We start from the raw sequence: 26,191 nt of genomic DNA on the forward strand, positions 1-26,191 counted from the left end.
GCCCACCGCGCCGCGCCCGTGTACGACGATCCTCCCGTGTCCGAACCCACGCAGTCCCGGCCCACCGAACCCGACGACGCCGAGCGCGCCCGGACGCTGCTGGCCGCGACGTCGTCGGCGCTGCTGTCGACGATCGCCCTCGACCCGCCGGGCACACCGTTCGGGTCGGTCGTCGCGCACGCGGGCGACGACGCCGGCCGCCCCCTGCTGTGCCTGTCCGACCTCGCCGAACACAGCCGCAACCTGGCCGCGGACGGCCGGGCGTCGCTGCTGGTCACCGACGTCGGCGTCGGCGATCCCCTGGACCGCGCGCGGGCGACGCTGCTGGGGGTCGTCACCCGGCTCGACGGGGCCGCGGCGGCCGCCGCGCTGGAGCGCTACCGCGCCGCGCATCCGCACGCCGGGTTCACCGGGTTCCACGACTTCCGGATGTACCGCCTGGACGTCACGGCGGTGCGGTTCGTCGGGGGCTTCGCCCGGATGAGCTGGGTCGACGCCGCCGCCTACGCCGCGGCCCGGCCCGACCCGCTGCTGGCGCACCGCGACGGGATCCTCGACCACATGAACTCCGACCATGCCGACGCGCTCGTCGACATCAGCCGGGTGCTCGGTGGGCAGCCGGACGCGGAGTCGGCGCTGATGACCGGCGTCGACCGTTACGGGTTCGACGTGCATGTCACCGGGCCCGGCGGCGCCGGCGCGACGGCGCGGATCCCGTTCGGCGCCACCGCCGACACCCCGGGCGAGGTCCGCGACGCCCTGGTCCGGATGGCCCGTCACGCGCGGCCCGTCGAGGAATAGGATCGGTGGTCCACGCCACCCGAGGAGCGCGATGTCGCAGGACCAGTCCGGAAACGACCCGACGGCGGCGTCGCGCGACGCGCACGGCTCGCCGGCGCAGGACCCGACGGCGACGCCGTGGGGCACCACGGGCGACCCGGTGAGCTTCGAGAAGAAGGCGTCGCACGACGACGCGACGACCTCGATCCCCGGCCCGGGGCCGACGCCGGGCTGGGACCCCAACGCCTACCAGAACCCGTATGGCCAGAACCCGTACGGCCAGAACCCGTACGGCCAGGACCCCTACGGCGGCCCCGGGTCCGCGCAGCCCGGCTACGGCGCCCCGCAGCAGGGCTGGGACCCCAACGCGTACCCGCCCCCGGGCTACGCGCAGCAGTACTCCGGCTACGACCAGCAGGCCGCCTACGGCGCCTACCCCGCCTACCAGCAGCCGGCGTATCCCGTCCAGCCGCCGACGAACACCATGGCGATCCTGTCGCTGATCTTCGCGTTCGTCTTCCCGGTGCTCGGCCTGGTCTTCGGGTTCGTCGCGAAGAGCCAGATCCGGTCCAGCGGCGAGTCCGGGGACGGCCTCGCGATGGCCGGGATCATCATCAGCGTCGTGTTCATCGCGCTGTTCGTGCTGTTCTTCGTGTTCATCTTCGGGATCATCGGCGCGGCCGCGTCGTCGGTCCCCTACAACTGACGCGCTCGGGGCCCCGGACGACCGAGGCCCCGCGGCGTCCTCAGAAGCCGAGCTTGCGCAGCTGGCGCGGATCGCGCTGCCAGTCCTTCGCGACGGTCACGTGCAGGTCCAGGTAGACCTTCACCCCGAGCAGTGCCTCGATCTGCCGACGGGCGGCGCTGCCCACGTGCCGCAGCCGCTCCCCGCCGCGCCCGATGACGATGCCCTTCTGGCTCTGCCGCTCGACGTAGATGGTGGCGTGCACGTCGAGCATCGGGGAGTCCTTCGGGCGGTCCTCGCGCTCGATCATCTCCTGCACGACGACCGCGATCGAGTGCGGCAGCTCGTCGCGCACGCCCTCGAGTGCGGCCTCCCGGACCAGCTCGGCGACGAGGATCTCCTCGGGCTCGTCGGTGAGCTCGCCGTCGGGGTAGAGCGGCGGCCCCTCGGGCAGCCGGGCCACCAGCAGGTCGGCCAGCAGCCCGACCTGGAAGCCGTCGACCGCCGAGACCGGCACGACCTCGGCGAACCCGATGTCGAGCGCCGTCAGCTCGGTGAGCCGCTCGGCGACCTGTTCCGGCTTCGCGAGGTCGGTCTTGGTGACGATGCCGAGCACCGGGGTCCGCCCGGCCACGGCCTTCATCTCGGCGGCGATGAACTCGTCACCACGGCCGACGGGCACGTCCGCGGGCACGCAGAACCCGATGACGTCGACCTCGGCCCAGGTCTCGCGGACCAGGTCGTTGAGCCGGGACCCGAGCAGGGTGCGTGGCTTGTGCAGCCCCGGGGTGTCGACCACGACGAGCTGCGCGTCGGGCCGGTGCACGATGCCGCGGATGGCGTGCCGGGTCGTCTGCGGCTTGCTCGACGTGATCGCGATCTTCTGCCCGAGCAGCGCGTTGGTCAGCGTCGACTTGCCGGCGTTGGGCCGGCCGACGAAGCAGGCGAAGCCGGAGCGGTGGTCGTCGGGCCAGGTGCCGAAGCCGGTCACGCGGCGGCCCGCCCGGTCAGCGGCCCGAGGGTCTCGCCCGTCAGGCGCTGCAGGATCTCGCGACCGATGGGCAGCGCCGCGGTCGCGGCCGGCGACGGCGCGTTGAGCACGTGCAGCACGGCACCGTCCCCGTGGCCCTGCTCGACGAACAGGAAGTCGTCGACCAGCGACCCGTCGGGCCGGACGGCCTGCGCGCGGACGCCGGCACCGGCCGGGGACAGGTCCTCGGCCCGCACCTCGGGCAGCATCCGCTGCAGCCGCCGGACCATCGCCTTCGGCGAGAGGGATCGGCGCACCTCGCCGAGGCCGTAACGCCAGTGCCTGCGGGCGAGACCGATCGTCCCGGAGTAGGCCAGCGAGCCCAGCAGCTCCTTGGGCTTCACCACACCCCACGAGTAGCCCTCCCGGGCCATCGCGAGGACGGCGTTGGGGCCGGCGTGGACGTGCCCGTCGATCCCGCGGGTGGCGTGCACGCCCAGGAACGGGAACGCCGGGTCGGGCACCGGGTAGATCAGGCCCTTGACCAGCTCGGCGGCCGACTCGGAAAAGCCTGCGTACTCGCCGCGGAACGGCACGATCCGCACGCCGGGGTCGGCACCCGCGGCCCGGGCCAGCTCGTCGCCGCGCAGGCCCGCGCAGACCACGACCTGACGGCCGAGGACGTCGCCGCCGACGGTGCGCACCACGACGTCGGACGCCCGGCGGGCGATCCCGGTGACGGCGCGGCCGGTGTGCACCTCGCCGCCCTCCTTGCCGACCAGCTCGCCGATCTTCTCCGCGATCAGCCGGAAGTCGCAGATGCCCGTCGACGGCACGTGGAGCGCGGCGAGCCCGCGCACGTGCGGCTCGTGGGTCCGCATGCCCGCCGCGTCGAGCTCGTGGGTCTCGACGCCGTTGGCCTTCCCGCGGCGGGCCAGCTCGGCCATCCGCGGCAGTTCGTCGGGCTCGGTCGCGACGACCAGCTTGCCGCTCACCCGGTGCGGCAGGTCGTGCGCGCGGCAGAAGGCGACGGTCTCCGCGCAGCCCGCGACCGCCAGCCGGGCCTTCGCCCCGCCCGGGGCGTAGTAGAGCCCGGAGTGGATCACGTTGGAGTTGCGGCCGGTCTGGTGGTCGGCCAGCCGCGGTTCGCGTTCCAGCACCACGACCGACCGGCCGGTGCGGACGACCGCGTGCGCCGTGGCCAGGCCGACGATGCCGCCGCCGACGACGACCACGTCGGCACGCGGCGTCGGCGGCAGCGCCGCGGGAGCGTTCACTCCGACGCCTCTGCCGTCCCGGCCGCTTCGGGGGCCAGCACGCGCACGACGGCGCCCGACGCGTCGGCCAGGATCACCGGCGCCGCGGGGGCGAGGTCGCGGACGGCCGCGACCGAGGCGTCGTCGACGGCGTCGGACGTGCTGACGACGGCCGCGGCCTCGAGGCCCGGCGCGCCGCTGGACACCGCTGCGGCCACGGCGGCCTGCAGCGCGGTGAGCTGCAGCGACGGCAGCCCGACGGTCGCGGCGGCGTAGGTGCGACCGTCGGTGTCGCGGACCGCGGCCCCCTCGGCGGCGCCGGTGCGCGCCCGCGACGAGCGGGCCAACGTGACGATCTTGGCGTCCTCAGGATCGAGGTCGGACATCGGTTCCTTCCCGACGGGTGGCACTTCCGCCCGTCCCGGTGCGTGCGTCGTGGGTCGGGTCGTGCCCGTTGCCGCCGGCCGCCGAGGACTCGCCGGAGCGGTCCGCGACGCCGTCGGGCAGCTCCGGTGGCGTCCCGTCGCCGGCGACGCGGTCCTCCCGGCCCGGCTCGGTCCGGCGCCGGTCCTCGCGCGACGGCGGCAGCTGCAGGGGCAGGTCGGCGTCGGGGTCGACCGGGCTGACCAGCACCGTCGTGATCCGGACCCGGCCACGCGCGTCCTTGCCGCCCTCGGCGAGCAGGTGCAGCCCGGCGATCTCGGTCTCCGCCCCGGGCAACGGGACCTTGCCCAGCCGCTGCGCGAGCAGGCCGCCGACGGTGTCGACGTCGGCCGCCTCCAGCTCCAGCGTCAGCGGCGAGTTCCCGTCGTCGTCGACGCCGACGGCGAACAGCTCCCCGAAGTCCTCCACCGGCAGCCGCGCCGCCACCCGGACGCGGCGGGCGTCGAGCTCCTGCACGGGCGCGATCTCGTCGGCGTCGTACTCGTCGCTGATCTCCCCGACGATCTCCTCGAGGATGTCCTCGATCGTGACGACGCCCGCGGTGCCGCCGTACTCGTCGACGACGATCGCCATGTGGTTGCGGCTGCGCTGCATCTCCTTGAGCAGCTCGTCGACCTGCTTGCTGTCGGGGACGAACGTCGCGGGCCGCATGACGTCGACGAGTTGCGCGTCGGCGGTGCCGCGCACGCCGTGCTGTGCGGCGACCAGGTCCTTCAGGTAGGCGACGCCGATGACGTCGTCGATCCCGTCGCCGAGCACCGGGATGCGCGAGTAGCCGCTCTTGAGCGCGAGCCGCACCACCTTGTCGACGGGGGTGTCGCGGTCGGCCCACACCACGTCCGGCCGCGGGACCATGACCTCGCGGGCCAGCGTGTCGCCCAGCTCGAACACGGAGTGGATCATCTGCCGCTCGTCCTCGTCGACGACGCCGCGGGTGCTGGCCATGTCGACCAGCTCGCGCAGCTCGACCTCCGAGGAGAACGGGCCCTCGCGAAAGCCCGGCCCCGGGGTGATCGCGTTGCCGACGACGATCAGCAGCGTCGCGAGCGGCGACAGCAGGGTCGCCAGCGCGCGGATCGGGATCGCGACGATCAGCCCGACGCGGTACGGGTGCTGACGGCCCAGCGTGCGCGGGCCCACGCCGATCAGCACGTAGCTGACGACGACCATGATGACCGCGGCGAGCAGCAGGCCCAGCCACGGGGTGCCGATGCTGCGGGCCAGCGCGACCGCCAGCAGCACGGTCGCCGCGGTCTCGCAGATCAGCCGCAGCAGCAGGAGCAGGTTGACGTGGCGGGGGCGGTCGGCCACCACCCGGGAGAGCGCCCGCGCCCCCGGACGGCCCGCGCGGACGAGCGCGTCGACGCGGGCGCGCGACACCGAGCCGAGCGCGGCGTCGGCGGCGGCGAAGACACCGGCCAGCGGCACCAGCAGCACGACGATGACGATCATCGTGACGGTGCTGCTCACCCCGTCAGCCGTCCTCGAGCCCGGCGGTGCCGAGGACCCGCGCGTCGGTGCGGCGCTGGGCCTCCTCGCGGGCGACCCGCTCGCGCGCCGCCCGCCACTCCGCCAGCAACCGGTCCTGCAGGGAGAACATCTCGCGCTCCTGCTCCGGCTCCGCGTGGTCGTACCCGAGCAGGTGCAGCACGCCGTGGACGGTGAGCAGGTGCAGCTCGTCGGGCAGCCCGTGGCCGGCCTTGCGGGCCTGGTCGCGGGCGAACGCCGGGCAGAGCACGACGTCGCCGAGCAGGGCCGGGCCGATGTCGGGCGCGTCGGGACGGCGGGTCTCCTCGGCCAGCTCGTCCATCGGGAATGCCATGACGTCGGTGGGGCCCGGCTCGTCCATCCAGCGCTCGTGCAGCTCGCTCATCGCCTCCGTGGTGACGGCGGTGATGGCCAGCTCGACGGCCGGGCTGACGCCCATCGCGTCGAGCGCGAAGCGGGCCACGGACACGATCAGCGACTCGTCGACGGCGATGCCGGACTCGTTCGCGACCTCGATACTCACTCGGTTCCCCTGCGCCTGGTGCCCGGGACCGACCGTCCCGGTACTCCGAGGGTAGTCGGGTGCGCGGAAGTCCCGATCGCCGCATCCGCCGATCGGGACCGCGCCCCGGTCGGTCAGCGCCGGCCGCGGCGCCGCTGGTCGGGACCGGTGCGAGGGGCGCTGGCGAGGCCACGCCGCTCGTTGGCCGCGTCGAAGCGGGCGTAGGCGTCGACGATGTCGCTCACCAGCCGGTGCCGCACCACGTCGGTGCTGGTCAGCTGGGCGAAGTGCACGTCCTCGACGCCGTCGAGGATGTCGCGCACGACCTGCAGCCCGGAGCGGGTGCCGCCCGGCAGGTCGATCTGCGTGACGTCGCCGGTCACGACGATCTTCGAGCCGAACCCCAGCCGCGTCAGGAACATCTTCATCTGTTCCGGCGTGGTGTTCTGCGCCTCGTCGAGGATGATGAACGCGTCGTTCAGCGTGCGCCCGCGCATGTAGGCCAGCGGCGCGACCTCGATCGTCCCGGCGGCCATCAGCTTGGGGATGGACTCCGGGTCGATCATGTCGTGCAACGCGTCGTACAGCGGGCGCAGGTACGGGTCGATCTTCTCGTAGAGCGTGCCCGGCAGGTACCCGAGCCGCTCCCCCGCCTCGACGGCCGGCCGGGTCAGGATGATCCGGTTGACGACCTTGGCCTGCAGCGCCTGCACCGCCTTGGCCATCGCCAGGTACGTCTTGCCCGTACCGGCGGGGCCGATGCCGAAGACGATCGTGTGCGAGTCGATCGCGTCGACGTAGCGCTTCTGGTTCAGCGTCTTCGGCCGGATCGTCTTGCCCCGCCGCGACAGGATGTCGAGGCTCAGCACCTCCGCGGGCGACTCGCCCATCCGCTCCCGGTCGGCCGCGTTCTCGTCGGACAACATCTCGACGGTGCGCCGGACCGTGTCCTTGCCGACCTGCTGGCCGCGCTGGGCCAGCGTCACCAGCTCGGTGAACACACGCTCGGCGAACGCCACGTCGGCCGGCTCGCCGGACAGCGTGAGCTCGTTGCCCCGGACGTGGACGTCGGCGTCGAGGAGCTCCTCGGCGGCGCGCAGGCTCTCGTCGCGCGAGCCCAGCAGGGCCAGCAGCGCGGTGTCCGGCAGAGCCATCCTGGACTGGACTGCGTTCGGCTCGGTTCCGGTCAAGTCTCGTGCCGCCTGCTCTCTGCTCGCCCCGCCTCGGCGGGTCCTCTGCTCCACGGCCGCCGGACGACGCTCCCCGGCGCCGCCCCTGCGACGCCGCCGCTGCCCGGCGACGAGGCGATGCTACCGCCGGGCACCGACAGTCCGCCGTTCGATTACGGGCCGCGCGGCGAGCGGTCGGGCACTACCGGAGCAGCTTGGAGACCTCGCGGAACCGGGGATGGTGGGAGTCGCGCATCCACTCGAACAGGACCATCTCGCTGGTCACGACCTCGGCGCCGTGCTCACGCGCCCGCTCCAGCGCCGCCGCCCGGTCGCTCGGCCGCCGCGACCCGACCGCGTCGGCGACCAGCACCACCCGCACGTCGCGCTCCCGCAGCGCGATCACCGTCTGCAGCACGCAGACGTGCGCCTCGGCACCCGCCACGACGACCTCGTCGCGGCCGGGGGGCAACAGCATGTCGAAGCCCGGCTCGGCGACCGCGGAGAACGCGGTCTTGGGCATCACGAGCTGCGGGAACGCCGCCAGCTCCGGCACGGTGGGGCCGAGCCCCTGCGGGTACTGCTCGGTCGCCGCGACGGGCACGTCGAGCAGGCCGGCGGCCTCGGCGAGCAGCGCGGCGCGCCCGACGACCGCCTGCCCGTCGTCGATCGCGGGCATCAGCCGCTCCTGCAGGTCGACGAGCAGCAGGATGGACCGGGACGCGGTGACCAGCACCCGGCAACCCTAACGGCCGACCCGGCCGCGGGGGCCGCCCGAGGCCCCGAGCCCGCCGCACCCTCACGGTCCTGAATCCGCGTCGGGACAGCGGTGAGGTCGCGCTCGAGGGGTCAGTGCCCGCGGAACGCCTCCGCGAGCCACCACGAGCCGCCGTCCGAGGCGATCTTCGCGTCGACGAGCAGGGGCCTGGCGCGAGGGCCCGCGACCCACGCGCGGACGCCGTCGAGGTCGCCGGGCGCCCGGACCGTCACCGCGTCGAAGCCGTAGCCGCGACCGATCGCGGCGATGTCGGTCTCCGGAAAGACGACGGTGGCCAGGTCGTCGCCGTGCGGGCCGAAGTGGTGGACCTCGGCGCCGTAACCGCGGTCGTCGTAGACCACGACCACCATCGCCAGCCCGAGCCGCGCGACGGTCTCCAGCTCGGCGGCGGCCATCAGCGCGCCGCCGTCGCCGAGCGCGGCGACCACGAGCCGGTCGGGTCGCGCGAGCGCCGCGCCGATCCCGGCGAACAACCCGAGGCCGATCGACTGGAAGCCCTGCGTGAAGCAGAACCCCGCCTCGTCGGGAACGTCGAGGTAGGCGGCGGGGTAGCCCATGAAGTTGCCCGAGTCGACGGTGACGGTGCGCTCGGCGGGCAGCACGTCGTCGAGCAGCGTGGAGAGCACGCGCGGGTCGATGCCCTCGGGACCGGTGAGGTCGGGCGGATCCAGCGGCACGTCGCGCCAGCGGCCCTCGGCCGCGATCCGGGCCCGCACCTCGGTGGTGCGGTAGCCGGGGCGGTCGGCGCCGTCGAGCGCGACGGCGACGTCGGCGGCGGTCGCCGCCACGTCGCCCAGGACCCCCAGGTCGACGGGGCGATGCGCACCGAGCGCGTCGGCGTCGAGATCGACCTGCACGACGGTGGCGTCGGCGCCGATCAGCGCGCCGTGCCGCATCGTCCACATGGTGAGGGCGCAGCCCCACCCCACGACGACGTCGGCGGCCGAGATCAGCTCGGCCGCGAGCGGGGTGGCGAACCCGCCCGAGATGCCCAGCGCCCACGGATCGCCGGTGAACAGGCCCGACGCGACCGCCGATGTGGCGAGCAGCGCCCCGCAGCGCTGGGCGAGCGCGGCGAGCTGCGGGCCGGCCGCCCGCGCCCCGCGGCCGGCGACGAAGACCGGGCGCCGGGCGCCGGCGAGGACCGCCGCGAGCGCGGACACCGCCTCCGCGGCCGGGCGCGGCGGCGGGAGCGGGACGACCTCGGGAACCTGCAGGTCGGCGAGTGTGCCCAGGTCGGGCACGGTGCCGGCCTGCACGTCGAGCGGCAGGTTGAGCACGACGGTGCGGCGCTGCTCGACGGCCGACCGGTACGCCCGGACGGTGTCGGCGAGCGCACTGCCCGGACTGTGCACCCGCTCCGCGACGGCCCCGACGGCCGTGACGAGCGCGTCCTGGTCGATGCGGAAGTTCGACCGGACGGCGGCGCCGCCGGTGTCGGCCGCGAGCACCAGCATCGGGGTGCGGCTCTTCGCGGCCTCGGTGATGCCCGTCATCGCGTTGGTGAGACCGCAGCCCTGGTGCACCGACAGGGCGGCGGGCACGCCCGTGGTGCGCGAGTACGCGTCGGCCGCCGTGGCCGCGCCCGCCTCGTGCCGGGTCGCGGTGAACGGCACGCCCGCGGCGCGCAGCGCGTTGGTGACGTGGAAGTTGCCGCTGCCGATGACGCCGAAGGCGTGCCCGACCCCGAGCCGGCCCAGCACCGTGCCGACGAGCTCGGCGACGGTGACGGTCATCTCTCCACCAGCGCCAGCACCCTGGCCGGGCTGCCCGAGCCCGTGACGATCGGGAGCGGGCCGGCGACCAGCACCGCACCCGTCGGCGGCAGGGTGGCCAGGTTCTGCAGCTGGGTGAGCCCGTACTTGCCCGCGCCGAGCAGGAACGAGTGGCACGGGAACGGCGGCTCGAAGCCGTGCGCGGCCCCCGCGTCGGTCCCGACGGTCTCCACGCCGACCCCCAGCAGCGCCGTCTCCTCGGCCAGCCAGCGCGCGCAGGCCACCGACATCCCGGGGGTGTGCGGACCCGTCTCGTCGGCGTTGAGGAACGCGGCGGCGTCCTCGGCGCGGGCGTCCCAGCCGGTGCGGTAGAGCAGCCATCCCCCGTCGGGCAGCGGGCCGTGCTCGGCCGTCCAGGCCTGCACGTGCTCGACCTCGAGCAGGAAGTCGGGATCCGCGGCGGCCCGCGCCGAGAAGTCGAGCACGACCGCCGGCGCGACCAGCTTGTGCGCCGGGACCTGCGAGACGTCCTCGCCCTCGCGGCCGGTGACCCAGTGGACGGGCGCGTCGAAGTGCGTGCCGGTGTGCTCACCGGTGTGGATGTCGTTCCAGTACCAGGCCGGGCCGCGCTCGTCGTACCGGCTGATCTCCGACAGCGAGAACGGGATCGTGTTCGCGAACGGGGGCGGCAGCTGCAGCACCGGCGTCCCCGGGTGCAGCGGCGCCGTGAGGTCGACGACCTCGATCCGCCTCTCGCGCAGCGCGGCGAGCAGGTCCTGCAGCACGGCCATGAGCTGTCCCGTCTGCCGCGCGCGGTCGGGCGCCGCCGCGGCGCCGCCCACGCTATGACGATGATCGTGTCGCGCGGAACCCCCGCCCGCGGCGCCTGTGGACAACTCGCCGGACCGCCACCGGACCGTCAGGAACAGAGCCGTTCGACCGCCGCCGCGCACGCGCCCCACGCCGCGGTCGACGGGTCGATCACCGCGAAGTGGTCGACGCCGGGCAGCACCACGAGTTCTACGGGGTCACCCGCGGTCCGCGCCGCGGCGGCGTAGCGCTCGCTCTGCCGCAGGGGGACGTTGACGTCCTCGTCGCCGTGCACGCACACCACCGGCACGCCCACGGGCAGCCGGGCCGCGGGCGAGGCCAGGGCGTAACGGTCGGGGACGTCGTCGGGGCCGCCGCCGAGCAGGTCGTCCACCGCGCCGCCGCCGACCTCCCGGCGGGCCGCGTCCTCGAGGTCCAGGACCCCCGCCTGGCTGACCGCACCACGCAGCCGGACGCGCGGCCCGGCTCCCGGCGCGCCCGCCGGCAGCCCGGGGCGCGCGGCCAGCCACGCCGCGAGGTGCCCGCCCGCGGAGTGGCCGAGCGCGACGACGCGGTCGAGGTCGATCCGCCCCGCCGCCACGGCGCCGCCGTCGCTGCCCGCCAGGTCGCCGAGCAGGTCCACGGCCGCGGCGAGGTCCTCGAAGGTGGCGGGCCAGCCACCGCCCAGCCCGACCCTGCGGTACTCGACGTTCCACGCCGCGAACCCGGCCGAGGCCAGCGTCGTCGCGAGCGGACGGCCGAGCGCGAGGTCGTAGCGGGCGCGCCAGAACCCGCCGTGGACGACGACGACCGTGCCGCGCACGTCGACGCCGTCGGGCGGCAGGCTGAGCTCGCCGAACTGGGACGGGTCGCTGCCGTAGGCCAACCGGATGGGTGTGCTCACACGGAGATCATCGTCGGTCGGCGGGAGGTGGGGCGAACGGGGATGCCACGCCGCGATGAATGTGGGGGGACACCCACCGCGGCGTGGCGCCGCCGGACGAGGGGACTCTCCGGCGGGCCCGACGGGTGCGCGCCACCCGCGTCCTGCCCGGCCGCGCGACCGACCGGAAGATGCGCGAAATATAGCCCCACGTCCGCGACGGCGGGACATTCGTCACCCGGATGCCAGCCGAGGTCGCACGGTCAGCCGTGTGGGGTCCAGCGGCTGGTCAGGGCACCGATGGCGCCGAGGGCGACGGCGGCCGCGGTGGACGCGCGCAGCACCTCGGGGCCCAGCCGCACCGCGCGGGCCCCCGCGGCGGTCAGCATCGCGATCTCCTCGTCGGCCACGCCACCCTCGGGACCGACGACGAGCAGCACCTCCGCGGGCGCGCCGGACAGGCCCGACGCGAGGCCCTCGGTGGCGGACTCGTGGAGCACCAGCGCCCGGTCGAACGTCGGGCAGAGCGCGGCGAGCTCCCGCGTCGACACCGGCGCGCCGACCTCCGGCACCCACGCCCGGCGGGCCTGCTTGGCCGCGGACCGGACGGTGGCGCGCCACCGGGCCAGCGCCCTGTCCCCGCGCGCCCCGTCCTCCCAACGGACGACGCAGCGCGCCGCCCGCCACGGCAGGATCGCGTCGACGCCGGCCTCGGTCGCGAGCTCGACGGCCAGCTCCCCGCGCTCGCCCTTGACCAGCGCCTGCGCGAGCGTGACCCGCGGCGTCGGCGGCTCGAGCTCCGCCCGGTCGAGGACACGCACGTCGAGCCGGTCGCGCCCGACCGTGTCGACCACCGCGCGCGCGAGGCCACCGCGGCCGTCGGCGAGCGTGATCTCCTCGCCGGGGCGCAGCCGCCGCACCGTGGCGGCGTGCCGGCCCTCGGGGCCGTCGAGGACCGCGTCGGGTCCGGCGGGCAGCTCGTCGACCAGGAACAGCGGCGCGGTGCCCACTGCGGCTGCGTCTCCTTCGCGGTCAGCGGCCGCCGAAGCGCAGCCGGGAGAACAGGCCGTGGCCGTTGCGGGCGCCGACGGCCAGGTCCGGCTGCTCCTCGCCGCGCAGCTCGGCCAGCTTGCGCAGCAGCTCGGTCTGCTCCTTGTCGAGCTTGGTGGGGACGGCGACGTCGACGTGCACCATCAGGTCGCCCTGACCGTCGATGCGGCCGTTGGACCGCAGCCGGGGCATGCCCTTGGCCCGCAGCGTGCGGACGGTCCCGGCCTGCGTACCCGGCTCGATGTGCAGCTCCTCGACGCCGTCGATCGTCGGCAGCGGGACGGTGGTGCCCAGCGCCGCCGCGGTCATCGGGAGGGTGACCGTGCAGTGCAGGTCGGCCCCGTCGCGGGTGAAGACCTCGTGCGGGATCTCCTCGACCTCGACGTACAGGTCGCCCGCCGGGCCACCGCCCGCGCCGACCTCGCCCTGCCCGGCCAGCCGCACGCGCATGCCGTCGGCCACACCGGCCGGGATCCGGACGCCCACGCTGCGCCGGGAGCGGACCCGACCGTCGCCCGCGCACTGCCGGCAGGGCTCGGGGATGACCTCGCCGAAGCCGCGGCACGTGGGGCAGGGCCGCGACGTCACGACCTGCCCGAGGAACGAGCGCTGCACCGACTGGACCTCGCCGGACCCGCCGCAGATGTCGCACCGGGTGGGCTCGCTGCCGGGTGCGCAGCCGGAACCGCTGCAGTCGGAGCAGAGCACGGCCGTGTCGACGGTCAGCTCGCGCTGGACGCCGCTCGCGCACTCCTCCAGCGACAGCTGCATGCGGATGAGCGCGTCGGCACCCGGCTGGACGCGGCTGCGCGGGCCGCGGCCCCGCCCGCCCGTGGCCGAGCCGAAGAAGGCGTCCATGATGTCGCCGAAGCCGAAGCCCCCGCCGAACGGGTCGCCGCCGCCACCGCCGCGGCCGTTGTCGAGCGGGTCGCCCCCGAGATCGACGATGCGTCGCTTCTCCGGGTCGGTGAGGACCTCGTAGGCGGTGCTGACCTCGCGGAATCGCTCCTGCGCAGCGGCGTCGGGGTTGACGTCGGGATGCAGCTCCCGAGCGAGCTTGCGGTACGCCCGCTTGATCTCGTCGGGACCGGCGCCCGGCTCGAGGCCGAGGATCCCGTAGTAGTCGCGTGCCACCCTTGCGTTCCCCATGGTCCTTCGCTCGACGAGTCGCAGATGTGAGTCGGTTACAGAGTACGTGTCATGGAAGTCGAGCCGGACGGGCTCAACCCCGGGACGTCAGCGCCCCGACAGGATGTCACCCACGTAACGGGCGACGGCATGCACCGCCGCGATCGTGCCGGGGTAGTCCATTCGTGTCGGACCCAGCACACCCATGCCGCCCAGTACCGTCCCCGCTCCGTAGCCGATCGAGACGACGGAGGCACCGCGCAGGTCCTCGACCTCGTTCTCCTCGCCGATGCGGACGGTGACCAGCCCGGGGTCCTGCGCCGCGGCCAGCAGCTTGAGGACGACGACCTGCTCCTCCAGCGCCTCCAGCACCTGCCGCAGCGAGCCGGGGAAGTCGGCGACGTTGCGCGTCAGGTTGGCGGTGCCGCCCAGGACGATGCGCTCCTCGGGATGCTCGACGAGTGTCTCGATGAGCACCGTCGACAGCGTGATGACGACCTCGCGCAGCTCGCCGGGCACCTTGTCGGGCAGCTCGGCGACGGCGGCCGACGCCGCGGCCAGCCGATGACCGACGAGCGCGGCGTTGAGATGGCCGCGCACGGCGGCGATGTCGTCGTCGGACACCACGTCGCCGAGGTCGACGACACGCTGGTCGACGCGCCCGGAGTCGGTGATCAGCACGAGCATCACCCGGGCCGGGGTCAGCGAGACGATCTCGACGTGCCGCACGGTCGAGCGGGTGAGCGTCGGGTACTGCACGACGGCGACCTGCCGGGTGAGCTGGGCGAGCAGCCGGACGCTGCGACGCAGCACGTCGTCGAGGTCGACGGCGCCGTCGAGGAACGTCTGCACCGCGCGGCGCTCGGCCGAGGACAGCGGTTTGACGTCGGCGATGCGGTCGACGAACAGGCGGTAGCCCTTGTCGGTCGGGATCCGGCCTGCGCTCGTGTGCGGCTGGGCGATGAGCCCGTCCTCCTCGAGGACGGCCATGTCGTTGCGGACGGTCGCGCTCGACACGCCGAGGTTGTGCCGCTCGACGATCGTGCGCGACGCGACGGGCTCCTGCGTGGAGACGTAGTCGGCGACGATGGCCTGCAACACCGCGAACCGCCGTTCCTCGGCGTTCACCGCGACCTCCCCGGCTGTCGACACGCCCGTTCTCTCCTCTCAGTCTAGGTGTTCCCGCGCGGTTCGCCGCTTCTCCCGACGGGCGGCACCACGACAGTGACGCCGCCCACGGCACCGCGGCAGACTGGGCGCCGTGCTGCTGCGCCGCCCCGTGCTCGACGCCGTCGTCGACGGCCGGGTCACCCGCGCCTACCGGCGGTGGGACCGACCCCGGGTCAAGCCGGGGTCGCGGCTGCGGACGGCCGTCGGGGTGCTGGAGGTGACGGGCGTCGAGGCCGTCGACTCCGAGACGCTCACCGACGACGACGACCGCGCCGCCCTCGACGCGCGGCTCGCGCGGCTGGACCGGGCGTCGGCACACGGACCGTGGACCGCCCGGACCCTGACGTTGATCGCCGAGAACCCCGAGGTCCGGGCGCCCGACCTGGCCGCGCGGATGGGCCGCGAGACGCTGCCGTTCAAGCGCGACGTCCGCAAGCTCAAGGAGCTGGGGCTGACCAAGAGCCTGCCCGTCGGCTACCGCCTCTCGCCGCGCGGACGGGCCTACCTCGGCCGCTGACGTCGCCGGGCCGCCGACGTCACCGGACGTTCACCCCGTTCCGACGCCTGCTGTGGCAGCGTCGGTTGTCGTGGTCCCCGCGAGCTCCCGCACCCCGGGCCGGCCGGCGCTGAGCCGGCGGGCGCTGCTCGTCGGCGCCGGGGCCGCGGCACTGGTCGCGGCCGGGTCGGTGGCCTGGCCCGCCGGTGCGACGAGCGCCCCCGGCCCCGCGGCCCTGCGGGACCTGGTCCTGGCGTCGGCCCGCCGGCCCTACACCGGGGTCGCCGAGGCGTCCGGCCGGCTCGGGCTGCCCGAGCTGCCGCAGCTGGAGCAGGCGACGGCGCTGTTCACCCGGACCACCCGCATCCGCGCGTTCCACGCCGGCCCCGACCGGTGGCGCGTCGACGAGCTCACGCCCGCGGGCGAGCGCGACACCTACCACCTCGGCGACACCGAGACGTTGTGGGACTTCGGCTCCGGGCGGCTGACCCGGGTCACCGGCAGCACGTCGCTGCGGCTGCCACGGGCCGCGGACCTGCTCCCGCCCGACCTCGCCCGGCGCATCCTCGCCGCCGCGGCCGCCGACCCCGTCACCGCGCTGCCGGCGCGCCGCGTCGCCGGCCGGTCGGCCGTGGGCCTCCGCGTGACCCCCGTCGATCCGGACACGACCGTCGCGCACGTCGACGTCTGGGCCGACGCGCCCACCGGGCTGCCGCTGCGCGTCGAGGTCGCGGGCCGTGCCGACCCCGGCAGGCCGGTCCTGATCAGCGAGCTGACCTCGGTCGACCTCACCGCGCCCGCCGACGACGTGCTCACCCCGGTCCTGCCGCCGGGCGGCACCGCCGCCGAGGTGCGGGCCGTCGACCTCACCGGCGCGCTGCGGGTGCTCGGCCCCGCCGCCCCGCCCGCGCGGCTGGCGGACCGCGACCGCAGGCCCCGCTACCCCGACCTGCCCGGCGTCGGCGTGTACGGCCCCGGGCTGTCCGGGTTCGTGCTCGTCCCGCTGACCGGGCGCGTCGCCGCGCAGGCGGTGCAGGGTGCCTCGGGTGCGGGGGCCGTGCCGATCGAGGTCCCGACGGGACGCGCGGTCGGGGTGTCGACGCCGCTGCTGTCGGTCGCGGTCCGCGCGGGTGGGCGGCGCGGGGCGCTGCTCGTCGGCACCGTCTCCCCCGACGTGCTCGCCCGGGCCGTCACCGAGCTGGCAGGACAGCCCCGGTGAGCGGACGTCCCGTGATCAGCACCGCCGGGCTGACCAAGCGTTTCGGCCGCGTCGTGGCCGTCGACCACGTCGACCTCGACGTGCCCGCCGGGGTGCGGTTCGGGCTCCTGGGGCCCAACGGGTCCGGCAAGACCACGCTGGTGCGGATGCTGCTCGGGCTCGTGCACGCCACGTCCGGCAGCGCGACCGTGCTCGGGGAGCCGATGCCGCGCCGGGCGTCGACGGTGCTGCCGCAGGTCGGCGCCCTCGTCGAGGGCCCGGCGGCGTGGGGGCACCTCTCGGGGCGGGCGAACCTGCGGCTGCTCGACGCGGCCGGACCCGGGGGCCGCCGTCGGACCCGGCGCGCTCGGGTGGCCGACGCGCTGGAGCGGGTCGGGCTCGGCGGCATCGACCGACGGCCGGTCCGCGCGTACTCGCTGGGCATGCGCCAGCGGCTCGGCATCGCCGCGGCCCTGCTGCGCGCGCCGCGGCTGCTCCTGCTCGACGAGCCGACCAACGGCCTCGACCCGCGCGGGATCCACGAGATCCGCGACCTGCTCGTCGCCCTCAACGAGGCGGGCACCACCGTCGTGCTGTCGAGCCACCTGCTCGCCGAGGTCGAGGTGCTCTGCACCCGGGTCGGGGTGATGGACGCGGGCCGTCTCGTCCTCGCCGACGACCTGGACGCCCTGCGCGCCCCCACCGGCCGGATCCGGGTCCGCACCCCCGATCCCGGCGCCGCGCTCGCGCTGCTCGACGGGCGGGTCGAGGCGCACGACGGCGGGATGCTCACCGTGCGCGGCGACGATCCGGCCGAGCTCAACGCGATGCTCGTCGGGGCCGGGGTCCCGGTCGACGCGCTCGACCGGGAACGGCGCACGCTCGAGGAGGTCGTCCTGGAGGTCACCGGCAGCGGCTCCGACCGGTTCGACGGACGGGGACCCGGGACGGGGCGCCACGCATGATCGGTACCGAACTCGCCCTCATGCTGCGCCGCCGCCGGGTGTGGCTGTGCTGGGCGCTGCTGTGCCTGCTGCCGACCGTCGTCGCCGTCCTGCTCGCCACGACCCGGCTCGCGCCGCCGCCCGGCAGCGGCGGCGCGTTCCTGTCGGCCGTGCTCTCGGACGGCCAGCTCTTCCCGGCGGCGGCGTTGGCCCTGGTGCTGCCGGTGTTCCTGCCGATCACCGTCGCGATCGTCTCGGGTGACGCGGTCGCGGGCGAGGCGTCCGCGGGGATGCTGCGCTACCTGCTCGTCCGGCCCGTCGGGCGGCTGCGGCTCCTCGTCGCGAAGCTCGTGTCGGTCGCGGCGTTCACCCTGCTCGCGGTCGTGTTCGTGACGGTGACGTCGTACGTGGTCGGCGTGCTGGCGTTCGGTGTCGGACCGGGCGCGGAGATCGGCGGTGCGGGGACGATCACGTCGCTGTCGGGGGCCACGCTGACGCCGCTGCAGCTCGTCGGCCGCACGGCGGGCACGGTCGGCTACCTCGCGCTGTGCATGCTGACCCTGGGCGCCGTCGGCATCTTCTTCTCCACGCTCACCGACTCGCCGCTGGCCGCCGCGCTCGGGGTGCTCGCGGTCGTCGTGACGAGCGCGGCGTTGCAGCCGCTCGACGCCGCCGAGGCCGTCCGCACCTTCCTGCCGACCCAGCACTGGCTCGCGTGGATCGACCTCTTCCGCGACCCGCCGCTGCTCGACGCCGTCCGGACGGGTGTGGAGGTGCAGCTGGGCTGGATCGTCGTCGCGTTCGGGGCGGCGTGGGCCAACTTCACGACGAAGGACGTGACCAGCTAGAAGGTCGTGGGCGCTGGTCAGCCCGCCGCGCGGAGGGTCGCGCAGTCCGCCGGGCCGGGCACCGTCAACGGGCCGGTGCCCAGTGCGCGCAGGACGGCGCCGGTGACGACCGGGTCGGTGGGCAGGCCCGAGTGCGTGACCCGCGCGCCCGGGCAGACCGCCTGGACCGAGGTGTCCAGCGCGCCCGCGAGCCGCGCCGAGTCCGGCGGGGTGACGGTGTCGTCGTCGGTCGTCCACAGCGACAGCCACGGCACCTGCGACCCCACGTCCGCCTTCTCGATCTCGGTGAGCTCGGGCGAGCCGGGCACGAGCTGGCGGCACGCGGTCGGGCAGGCGTCGGGGGCGAGCGAGACGCCGGCCGTCGCCAGGGTCGTGCCGTGCAGCGGGGCGCCCAGCGTCACGACCCGGCGGGCCCTGCTGGCGCCGTCGTCGCGGGCGAGCCAGAGGCCCGTGACGACCCCGCCCGCCGAGTAGCCCACGACGTCGACCGACGGCGCGCCCGCCGCCAGCGCCGCATCGACCGCGGCGTTCAGCACGGTGACCTGCGCGGACAGGTCGCCCGTGCCGTCGCCGACGAGGGTGAGCACCTGCGCCTGCCGGCCGGTCGCCTCGATCCTGCGCGCCAGGGCCAGCAGTGACGTGCGGCTGCCGCCGTAGCCGGGGACCAGCAGCACCGTGCCGGGGCGGTCCTGCGCGGGTCGGCTGCCCGCCGCCGGTTCACCGGGGCCCCCGGCCACCCTGATGCCGACGACGACGCCCACCACGACCAGCACGAGCACCAGCACCGCGACCAGCACCCTGCGCCGCGGGCTCACCCCGACGTCCCCGGCACGTGCCGCCGGTTCATACCGGGACCGCGGTGAGCAGGTCGGTGACGACGCGGTCGGCAAGCAGGCGGCCGCGGCGGGTCAGCACCGCGCGTCCGGTCTCCAGGGCCGCGCCGTCGAGCAGGCCCTCGGCGGCCGCGCGACCCGCGGCGGCCCGGCCGGGGGCGTCGAGCAGGTCGAGCGGCAGGCCCGTCGCGAGCCGCAGCCGCAGCATGACCCGCTCGGTCGCCCGCTCCTCGGGGCCGAGCACCTCGTGCCCCGCCTCCGGTGCCTCACCGGCGGCCAGCATCGCGGCGTAGCGGGCCGGGTGCTTGACGTTCCACCAGCGCCGCCCGGCCAGGTGCGAGTGGGCTCCGGGTCCGGCGCCCCACCAGTCGCCGTCGAGCCAGTAGCCGAGGTTGTGCCGGCACGCGGCGGCGTCGTCGCGCGCCCAGTTGGACACCTCGTACCAGCGCAGACCCGCCTCCGACAGGGCGTCGTCGAGGATCTCGTAGCGCGCGGCGGCGACGTCGTCGTCCGGGGCGGGGAGCTCGCCTCGGCGGACCCGTCGCGCCAGCGCCGTGCCGTCCTCGACGATCAGCGAATACGCCGAGACGTGGTCGACCCCGGCGGAGAGCACGGCGTCGAGGGAGGCGCGCAGGTCGTCGTCGGTCTCGCCGGGCGTGGCGTAGATGAGGTCGAGGTTGACGTGCCCGATCCCCGCGGCGCGGGCCTCCCGGGCGGCGGCGACGGCGCGGCCCGGGGTGTGCCGCCGGTCGAGGACCGCCAGCACGTGCGACGCGGCCGACTGCATGCCCAGCGACACCCGCGTGTAGCCGGCGTCGACCAGCCCGGCGAAGAACTCCGGTGACGTCGACTCCGGGTTGGACTCCGTCGTCACCTCGGCGCCCTCGGCCAGGCCGAACTCGGCGCGCACGGCGTCGAGCACGGCGCCGAGACGCTGCGCTCCGATCAGCGACGGGGTGCCGCCCCCGACGAACACCGTGTCGACCCGCCGGTCCCCCACCACCGCCGCCGCCCCTGCGAGCTCGCGGCGCACCGCCTCGAGCCAGCCGTCGGGAGACGCGCCGGAGTCGGCGAGCTCGTCGGCGGTGTAGGTGTTGAAGTCGCAGTACCCGCAGCGTGACGCGCAGAACGGCACGTGGACGTACACGCCGAACGGCGTCGGGACCTCTGGGTCGGGCACTCCGTCGAGGTTAGCCGCCGGATCGGGGGCCGCCACCTCCGCCGCCTCCACCACCGCCTCCACCACCGCCCAGCGTCCGCAGACCGGGGGCGCCGCCGGTGGGCAGCGGCTGCGACAGGTCGGCGAGCACGACCTGGTCGCCCTGACCGACGCCCGAGAGGATCTGGGTCGACGTCGCGCCGGACGCGCCGATCCGCACCGGCACCGCCACCGGCTTGCCGCCGCGCAGCACCTCGACCGTGCTGCCGGCCGGGCCGGTGTGCACCGCCGAGGTCGGGACGGTGAGCACCGCGGTCGCCGACGCCACGGTGAGGGTCACCGTCGCGCCCGAGCCGGCGGGCAGGGCCGGCGGCGTGCCCGTGAGCGCGATCGTCACGGGGTAGGTGACAGGAGAACCCGTGCCGCGGGGCAGCAGGCCGACCGAGGCCACCGAACCCGTGATCGGCTGGGCCGAGCCGTCGGACACGACGGTCGCCCTGTCGCCGACGTGCACGCTGCCGATCGAGCTCTCCGGGACCTGGACGGTCACGTCGTCGGCGCCCTGGCCGAGCACGACGACCTGCGCCGCGCCCGTGCCCCCGCCGACCTGCTGGCCGACGGTGAGGTTCACCGCCGCGACCGTCCCCGCGATCGGGGCGACGAGCTGGGCCTGGTCGAGGTTCTGCTGCGCGGTCGTCAGCGCGGCCGAGTCGGCGTCGACCTGGGCCTGGTCGGCGGCGAGCTGGGCCGCGGTGACGACGGTCGTCCGGCCACCGCCCGAGCCCGCGCCCCCGGCCCTGGCACCCGCACCGGCGAAGGCCTGGATCCCGGCGACGCCGCGGTTCGCGGCCGCCGCACCGCCCGCACCGCCCGCACCGTGACCGGCCGCACCGTTGCCGCCCCCGGCACCGGCAGCGCCGGCTCCGGAAGCAGCGCCGGCTCCGGAAGCACCGCCCGGTCCGCCCGCACCCGCCGCCCCGCCCGCTCCGCCCGCTCCCGGGGCACCGCCGGAGCCCGCGCCGGTTCCACCTGCACCCCCGGCACCCGCGCCCGTCCCGCCCGCGCCCGGTCCCCCGGGTCCGCCGGTCCCGCCCGCGCCCGGCCCCCCGGTCCCGGTGCCACCGGTCCCGGACCCGGCGGACCCGCCGGACCCGCCGGTCCCGGGCCCGCCGGGCCCCGAGCCCCCGGTCCCCGAGCCGCCCGTCCCCGAGCCGCCCGTCCCGGTGCCGCCCGTGCCCGAGCCGCCCGTGCCGGGGCCGCCCGTCCCGGAGCCGCCCGTCCCGGAGCCGCCCGTGCCGGAGCCCGAACCCGGAGCGACGGCCGCGAGGGCGGCGTCGAGCGCGGCCTCGTCGGACGCGAGGGTCTTCTGAGCGGCGGCGACGGCCTGCTGGTCGGCCATGACCGTCCTGATCGCGGCCTGGCAGGTCACGAGCAGGGCCGCGGGCCCCGAGGCCGCCGACGCGTCGACGACGCCGGACGTGCCCGTCGTGAACACCGCGTCCGACGCGTGCGCGCCCCTCGACGACGACGGCGCGGTCCTCGGAGCCGTGGTGGGACGAGCCGTCGTCGCCGGGGCCGCAGTCGTCGGCGCTGTCGTCGGCGCGGTCGTCGGCACCGTCGCCGGAGCCGCGGTCGTCGGGGCGGTCGTCGTCGGGACGGTCGTCGTCGGGGCGGTCGTCCCGGTCACCGGGGTGACCGCGGTGAGGCCCGGCGCCAGCACCGGCGCGCAGGCGGTGGTCGACACGGTGAGGTCCCGCTGGGCGACCGCGAGCAGCTCATCGGCCTTGCGCTGGTCGGCCAGGACGGCGGTCTGCGCGGCGGGGATGCCGCCCGGCGCCGCGGCGGGGACGACGTCGGCCGCCGCGACCGCGGTCACCCGGACGGCACCGGGAGGTACGCCGTCGACCGGACCGAGGTCCGCCGACGGCACGGCTCCGGCCCCGACGCCGGCCGGCTCGGTGGACACGACGTACGAGGCCGGGACCGCACCACCGGCGCCCGCCGCCGACGCCTGGCCCGACCGGTCCGCGGCGAGCCGCGCCTGCGCCGCCGCGAGCTGCGAGCGGGCCTGCGCGACCTGCGCGTCGAGCGACGTCGTGTCGAGCGTCGCGAGCACCGCGCCCGCGCCGACCTGCTGCCCGACCGTCACCGGGACCGTCGTGACCTGCCCGGAGATCGGGAAGGAGAGATCGGCCTCGGACGTGGGCGTGACGGTCCCGGCGGCGTCCAGCGTGGCGGCGACGTCTCCGGTGCGGGCGACGGCGGTCCGGTAGTCGCCCGAGTCGCTCGCGTTCGCCACGCCCGTGATCACGAGCGCGACGACCAGGACGGTCACCGCCGCGGCGGCGATCCAGACCCGGCGGCGGACCCCGGTCCTGCGCAGGGCAGCGGTCATCACTCGCTCCGCAGTGCGTCGATGGGGGCGAGCCGTGCAGCACGGCTCGCGGGGTACACGCCGAACACCAGCCCGATCGCGATCGCGACGACGATCGCGCCGATCGTCACCGGCACGGACACGACGATCGGCTGTCCGATGGCGTGGGAGAGCAGGAAGGCGGCGAGGCCGCCGAGGATCGCGCCGGCGACGCCGCCCGCGAGCCCCAGCACCCCGGCCTCGACGAGGAACTGCCGGCGGATCACCGACGGCGTCGCGCCGAGGGCCTTGCGCAGGCCGATCTCGCGGATCCGTTCGGTGACCGACACCAGCATGATGTTCATGACCCCGATGCCGCCGACCAGCAGCGAGATCGCGGCGATGCCGCCGAGCACGGCGGTCAGGGCGCCGGTGATGGCGTTGGCCGTGTCGAGGATCGACTGCTGGCTGGTGATGGTGAAGTCGGCGTCGGCCGGGTCGGTGATCCGGTGCAGCGCCGTCAGCTCGGCGTCGGCCTCCTGGTAGGCGCCGGGCAGGACCTCGTTCGACGCCGCCTGCAGGTAGATGGCCTGCACCGCGGTGCGCGCCGAGCCGCCGATGATCCGGTCGGCGGCCGTGGTGAAGGGCAGGATCGCCTGGTCGTCCTGGTTCGTCGCGGCCGACGACCCCGCGGACGCGAGCACCCCGACGACGGTCATCGGCACCCCGGCGACGTTCACCGTCCGCCCGACGGCCTGCCCGCCGCCGAACAGCTCCGACGCGGTCACCGACCCGAGCACGACGACGGGCGAGTGCGCGGTGACGTCGTCCGTGGTGAGGAAGCGGCCCTCGGCGACGGTCCGGGCGCGGACGCCCGCGTACTCGGGCGTCGTCCCGACGACGGTCGTCGTCCAGTTCGCCGTGCCGGCGGTGAGCGCCTCGGAGCGCTGGACGGTCGGCGCGACGGCGGCGACGTCGGGCGCGACGTCGTGGGAGGCGAGCGCGGTGGCGTCGGCGAGGGTCAAGGTGGAGGCGCTCCCGGCACCGCCGCGCACCCCGTTCGCCCCGGTCGTGCTCCCGGGGGTGACGACGAGCAGGTTGCTGCCCAGCGCGTTGATCTGCGACGTCACGGTCCGCTGTGCGCCCTGGCCGAGCCCGACGGTGAGCATCACGGCCGCGATGCCGATGAGGATGCCCAGCATCGTCAGTCCCGACCGGAGCCGGTGGGACCGGACGGCGTCCCAGCCGGTCCGGATGGTCTCGCGCCAGTTCACGCGGCGACCCCCGCACCGGTGTCGGAGTGGATCTCCCCGTCCAGGATCCGCACGACGCGCGAGGCCGCCGCGGCGACGTCCTCCTCGTGCGTGATCAGCACGACGGTGCGGCCGAGCGCGTTGAGCTCGGCGAGCAGCGCGAGCACGTCGGTGGTCGCGGCGGAGTCGAGGTTGCCCGTCGGCTCGTCGGCCAGCAGCAGGGCGGGTTCGGTGACCAGGGCCCGCGCGATCGCGACGCGTTGCTGCTGGCCGCCGGAGAGCTCACCGGGACGGTGTTCGGCGCGCGCGGCGAGGCCGACCCGGGCCAGTGCCGCGAGGGCCCGGTCCCTGCGCTCGGCGCGCGCGACGCCGGCGTAGCTGAGCGGCAGCTCGACGTTGCGCCACGCCGGCATCGACGACAGCAGGTTGAACTGCTGGAAGACGAACCCGATGCGCCGGTTGCGGACGGCGGCGAGCTCCTCCTCGTCCATCTGCCCGACGTCGGCGCCCGCCAGCCGGTAGCTGCCGGTCGAGGCGACGTCGAGGCAGCCCAGTACGTGCATCAACGTCGACTTCCCGGAGCCCGACGGTCCCATGATCGCGACGTACTCGCCCTCGTCGATGCGCAGGTCCACCCCGCGCAGGGCGTCGACCTCGAGTGGGCCGCTGCGATAGGTCTTGCCGACGCCGACGAGCTCGATGAGGGCCTCGGCGCGGCCGGGCGGGGAGCCTGCGGCGGTGGTCACGAGCCACCGCCCACGACCGGGCGCGGGCCGCCGCCCCCTGCACCGCCGCCGCCCCCGGCACCGCCGCCGCCGAAGCGGCCGCCGCCGCCACCGCCGCCGCCACCGTCACCGCCACCGCGGCCGCCGAACCCGGCGCCGCCGCCGAACCCGCCGAAGCCCCCGCCCCCGCGGCCGGCCGTCGCGCCCGGCGTCCCGGTGGGCACGACGACCTCGGTCCCGGCCGTGATCCCGGAGAGGATCTGGGTGCGGGCGCCGTCGGTCGCACCGACCTGCACCGGGACGGTCTTCTCCGAGCCGGCGGAGTCGACGAGCACCGACGCGTTCGCGCCGGACCCGCGCACCGCGGCGGACGGCACGAGCAGCGCGCCGTCGGTCTGCGACGTGGTGATCGTGACCTGCGCGGTCTCACCGGCCCGCAGGCTCGACGCGTCGCCGGTCACCGTCAGCGTCACGGGGTAGCTCGCCACCCCGGAGCTGGACGACGCGACGAGCCCGACCGTCGAGACCGTGGCCGCCACGGGCGTGGTGGTGCCCGTCGGGACGACCTGCGTGCTCTGCCCGGCCTTGAGCGAGGCGACCTCGGTGTCGTCGACGGTCGCGTTCACGACGAACGTCCCGGTGCTGATCACGACGACGTCCGCCGTCGCGGACGAGGACCCGGCCGCGGACGATCCGCCGCCCGCCCCGGCGCCGCCACTGCCCCCCACCGCCGATCCGGTACCGGACGACCCGCCCGACGACCCGCCCCCAGACCCGCCCGCCGACCCGCCGCCGGAGACCTGCTGCCCGGCCGTGACGTTCACGGCCGCGACCGTCCCGGCGAAGGGTGCGGTCAGCGTCGCCTGGGACAGGTTGCGCCGGGCCACGGCGAGCTGGGCCTGGGCCGCGGACAGGGCGGCGGCGTCGGCGTTGCGCTGGGCGGCGCTCGTCCCGGAGTCCGCGTCGACCTTCGCCTGCGCGCTCGCGACGCTCGCGTTCGCCTGGGCGACCTGTCCGGGCAGGCCGGCGGAGTCGACCGTCGCGAGGGTGGCCCCCGCGGCGACCTGCTGGCCCACGGTCACCGACACCGACGTCACCTGCCCGGAGACGCCGAAGTCGAGGTCGGCGCGCTGTGCGGGCGCGATCGTGCCCGTGGCGCCGACGGTCGTGCGCAGCGTCCCCACCTGGGCCCGCACCAGCGTGGGTGCCGGGCCCGCCGACGAGCCCGGCAGCGTCACCGCCAGCACCACGCCCACGACGACGACCACGACCGCCGCGACGACGATCCAGCGCACCCGGCGCGACCAGGACCGCGGCGCGAGCGCCCGCCGCCGGGCCGCACCGGCCCCCGGTGGCGACCCGCCCGCTGCCGGCCCGGCCCCGATCGGCGCCGTGTCCGCCGCACCGGCGACACCGGGCGCCGTCTCCTCGACGGATGACTCGGCCAACTCGAACTCCCACCGCTCGCACACCGAATCCAGGCCGGTGCCCCGCGGCCGGCGGGCCGACGCTAACCGCGGTCCCTGAGAGCGGCACCAGGCGAGTCTGGGAGTG

The 26,191-nt window shown here is 75.8% G+C and carries 25 protein-coding genes; 6 read left to right on the forward strand and 19 right to left on the reverse strand.

Annotated elements, in window-relative coordinates:
- Window positions 1-36 precede the first annotated feature (36 nt).
- Entirely contained in the window at window positions 37-801 is a 765-nt protein-coding gene (locus tag PSED_RS22530; protein ID WP_013676548.1) for a HugZ family pyridoxamine 5'-phosphate oxidase, read from the forward strand.
- 31 nt (window positions 802-832) lie between these two features.
- On the forward strand, window positions 833-1,486 hold the full coding sequence (locus PSED_RS22535; protein WP_013676549.1) for a DUF4190 domain-containing protein: 654 nt from the start codon (window positions 833-835) through the stop codon (window positions 1,484-1,486).
- A gap of 40 nt (window positions 1,487-1,526) precedes the next feature.
- On the opposite strand, the gene era is transcribed toward PSED_RS22535, so the two are convergent.
- From era to hrcA, 13 genes are all read right to left on the reverse strand, one after another.
- Window positions 1,527-2,456, reverse strand: coding sequence for a GTPase Era (era, locus tag PSED_RS22540; protein WP_013676550.1), 930 nt, complete (start codon window positions 2,454-2,456; stop codon window positions 1,527-1,529).
- A complete protein-coding gene (lhgO, locus tag PSED_RS22545; protein WP_013676551.1) occupies window positions 2,453-3,712 on the reverse strand; it encodes an L-2-hydroxyglutarate oxidase in 1,260 nt (419 codons plus the stop codon). The genes era and lhgO overlap by 4 nt, the downstream gene beginning before the upstream one ends.
- Window positions 3,709-4,077, reverse strand: a complete 369-nt coding sequence (locus PSED_RS22550; RefSeq protein WP_013676552.1) for a hypothetical protein — start codon at window positions 4,075-4,077, stop codon at window positions 3,709-3,711. Before PSED_RS22550 ends, lhgO begins: the two co-directional genes overlap by 4 nt.
- Window positions 4,058-5,605, reverse strand: coding sequence for a hemolysin family protein (locus tag PSED_RS22555; protein WP_013676553.1), 1,548 nt, complete (start codon window positions 5,603-5,605; stop codon window positions 4,058-4,060). Before PSED_RS22555 ends, PSED_RS22550 begins: the two co-directional genes overlap by 20 nt.
- A gap of 4 nt (window positions 5,606-5,609) precedes the next feature.
- On the reverse strand, window positions 5,610-6,146 hold the full coding sequence (gene ybeY, locus PSED_RS22560) for an rRNA maturation RNase YbeY (RefSeq protein WP_013676554.1): 537 nt from the start codon (window positions 6,144-6,146) through the stop codon (window positions 5,610-5,612).
- Between the two features lie 113 nt (window positions 6,147-6,259).
- Window positions 6,260-7,279 carry a PhoH family protein gene (locus tag PSED_RS22565; protein WP_103382380.1) on the reverse strand — a complete coding sequence of 340 codons (1,020 nt, stop codon included), beginning with the start codon at window positions 7,277-7,279 and terminating at the stop codon, window positions 6,260-6,262.
- A 217-nt stretch (window positions 7,280-7,496) separates the two neighbouring features.
- Window positions 7,497-8,030, reverse strand: coding sequence for an isochorismatase family protein (locus tag PSED_RS22570; RefSeq protein WP_013676556.1), 534 nt, complete (start codon window positions 8,028-8,030; stop codon window positions 7,497-7,499).
- A 113-nt stretch (window positions 8,031-8,143) separates the two neighbouring features.
- The gene (locus tag PSED_RS22575) at window positions 8,144-9,808 is read right to left on the reverse strand and encodes a thiamine pyrophosphate-binding protein (RefSeq protein ID WP_013676557.1); all 1,665 of its coding nucleotides are present in this window, start codon (window positions 9,806-9,808) and stop codon (window positions 8,144-8,146) included.
- Window positions 9,805-10,578 (reverse strand): cyclase family protein, encoded by a 774-nt coding sequence (locus PSED_RS22580; RefSeq protein WP_013676558.1) that lies wholly within the window; start codon window positions 10,576-10,578, stop codon window positions 9,805-9,807. Before PSED_RS22580 ends, PSED_RS22575 begins: the two co-directional genes overlap by 4 nt.
- Window positions 10,579-10,706: 128 nt before the next feature.
- The gene (locus PSED_RS22585) at window positions 10,707-11,501 is read right to left on the reverse strand and encodes an alpha/beta hydrolase family protein (RefSeq protein ID WP_013676559.1); all 795 of its coding nucleotides are present in this window, start codon (window positions 11,499-11,501) and stop codon (window positions 10,707-10,709) included.
- A 242-nt stretch (window positions 11,502-11,743) separates the two neighbouring features.
- Window positions 11,744-12,490, reverse strand: coding sequence for a 16S rRNA (uracil(1498)-N(3))-methyltransferase (locus tag PSED_RS22590; protein WP_013676560.1), 747 nt, complete (start codon window positions 12,488-12,490; stop codon window positions 11,744-11,746).
- Between the two features lie 22 nt (window positions 12,491-12,512).
- Window positions 12,513-13,664 (reverse strand): molecular chaperone DnaJ, encoded by a 1,152-nt coding sequence (gene dnaJ / locus PSED_RS22595; RefSeq protein WP_041759961.1) that lies wholly within the window; start codon window positions 13,662-13,664, stop codon window positions 12,513-12,515.
- A 102-nt stretch (window positions 13,665-13,766) separates the two neighbouring features.
- The gene (gene hrcA, locus PSED_RS22600; RefSeq protein WP_013676562.1) at window positions 13,767-14,810 is read right to left on the reverse strand and encodes a heat-inducible transcriptional repressor HrcA; all 1,044 of its coding nucleotides are present in this window, start codon (window positions 14,808-14,810) and stop codon (window positions 13,767-13,769) included.
- A 109-nt stretch (window positions 14,811-14,919) separates the two neighbouring features.
- Between hrcA and PSED_RS22605 the strand changes: the two genes are divergently transcribed.
- The 4 genes from PSED_RS22605 (at window position 14,920) to PSED_RS22620 (ending at window position 18,314) form a co-directional block, all read left to right on the forward strand.
- The gene (locus PSED_RS22605) at window positions 14,920-15,345 is read left to right on the forward strand and encodes a hypothetical protein (protein WP_013676563.1); all 426 of its coding nucleotides are present in this window, start codon (window positions 14,920-14,922) and stop codon (window positions 15,343-15,345) included.
- A gap of 70 nt (window positions 15,346-15,415) precedes the next feature.
- Window positions 15,416-16,543 (forward strand): hypothetical protein, encoded by a 1,128-nt coding sequence (locus tag PSED_RS22610; protein WP_013676564.1) that lies wholly within the window; start codon window positions 15,416-15,418, stop codon window positions 16,541-16,543.
- 11 nt (window positions 16,544-16,554) lie between these two features.
- Window positions 16,555-17,487: an ABC transporter ATP-binding protein gene (locus PSED_RS22615; RefSeq protein ID WP_041759962.1), complete on the forward strand. Its 933-nt coding sequence runs from the start codon at window positions 16,555-16,557 to the stop codon at window positions 17,485-17,487.
- Window positions 17,484-18,314, forward strand: coding sequence for an ABC transporter permease (locus PSED_RS22620; protein WP_013676566.1), 831 nt, complete (start codon window positions 17,484-17,486; stop codon window positions 18,312-18,314). Before PSED_RS22615 ends, PSED_RS22620 begins: the two co-directional genes overlap by 4 nt.
- 17 nt (window positions 18,315-18,331) lie before the next feature.
- Here the strand turns inward: PSED_RS22620 and PSED_RS22625 are convergent, their stop codons facing one another.
- The 6 genes from PSED_RS22625 to PSED_RS22650 are packed head-to-tail and all read right to left on the reverse strand — an operon-like array spanning window position 18,332 to window position 26,085.
- On the reverse strand, window positions 18,332-19,129 hold the full coding sequence (locus PSED_RS22625; RefSeq protein WP_013676567.1) for an esterase/lipase family protein: 798 nt from the start codon (window positions 19,127-19,129) through the stop codon (window positions 18,332-18,334).
- Between the two features lie 28 nt (window positions 19,130-19,157).
- On the reverse strand, window positions 19,158-20,327 hold the full coding sequence (gene hemW, locus PSED_RS22630; RefSeq protein ID WP_233899116.1) for a radical SAM family heme chaperone HemW: 1,170 nt from the start codon (window positions 20,325-20,327) through the stop codon (window positions 19,158-19,160).
- A 10-nt stretch (window positions 20,328-20,337) separates the two neighbouring features.
- Window positions 20,338-22,701 carry an efflux RND transporter periplasmic adaptor subunit gene (locus PSED_RS22635; RefSeq protein ID WP_013676569.1) on the reverse strand — a complete coding sequence of 788 codons (2,364 nt, stop codon included), beginning with the start codon at window positions 22,699-22,701 and terminating at the stop codon, window positions 20,338-20,340.
- A complete protein-coding gene (locus tag PSED_RS22640) occupies window positions 22,701-23,933 on the reverse strand; it encodes an ABC transporter permease (RefSeq protein ID WP_013676570.1) in 1,233 nt (410 codons plus the stop codon). The genes PSED_RS22635 and PSED_RS22640 overlap by 1 nt, the downstream gene beginning before the upstream one ends.
- Entirely contained in the window at window positions 23,930-24,658 is a 729-nt protein-coding gene (locus PSED_RS22645; RefSeq protein ID WP_013676571.1) for an ABC transporter ATP-binding protein, read from the reverse strand. The genes PSED_RS22640 and PSED_RS22645 overlap by 4 nt, the downstream gene beginning before the upstream one ends.
- Window positions 24,655-26,085, reverse strand: a complete 1,431-nt coding sequence (locus PSED_RS22650; RefSeq protein ID WP_193788426.1) for an efflux RND transporter periplasmic adaptor subunit — start codon at window positions 26,083-26,085, stop codon at window positions 24,655-24,657. The genes PSED_RS22645 and PSED_RS22650 overlap by 4 nt, the downstream gene beginning before the upstream one ends.
- Window positions 26,086-26,191: the final 106 nt, after the last annotated feature.

It is taken from the genome of Pseudonocardia benzenivorans CB1190 (genome assembly GCF_000196675.2).
In the GTDB taxonomy this organism is placed as follows: Bacteria; Actinomycetota; Actinomycetes; order Mycobacteriales; family Pseudonocardiaceae; genus Pseudonocardia; species Pseudonocardia benzenivorans.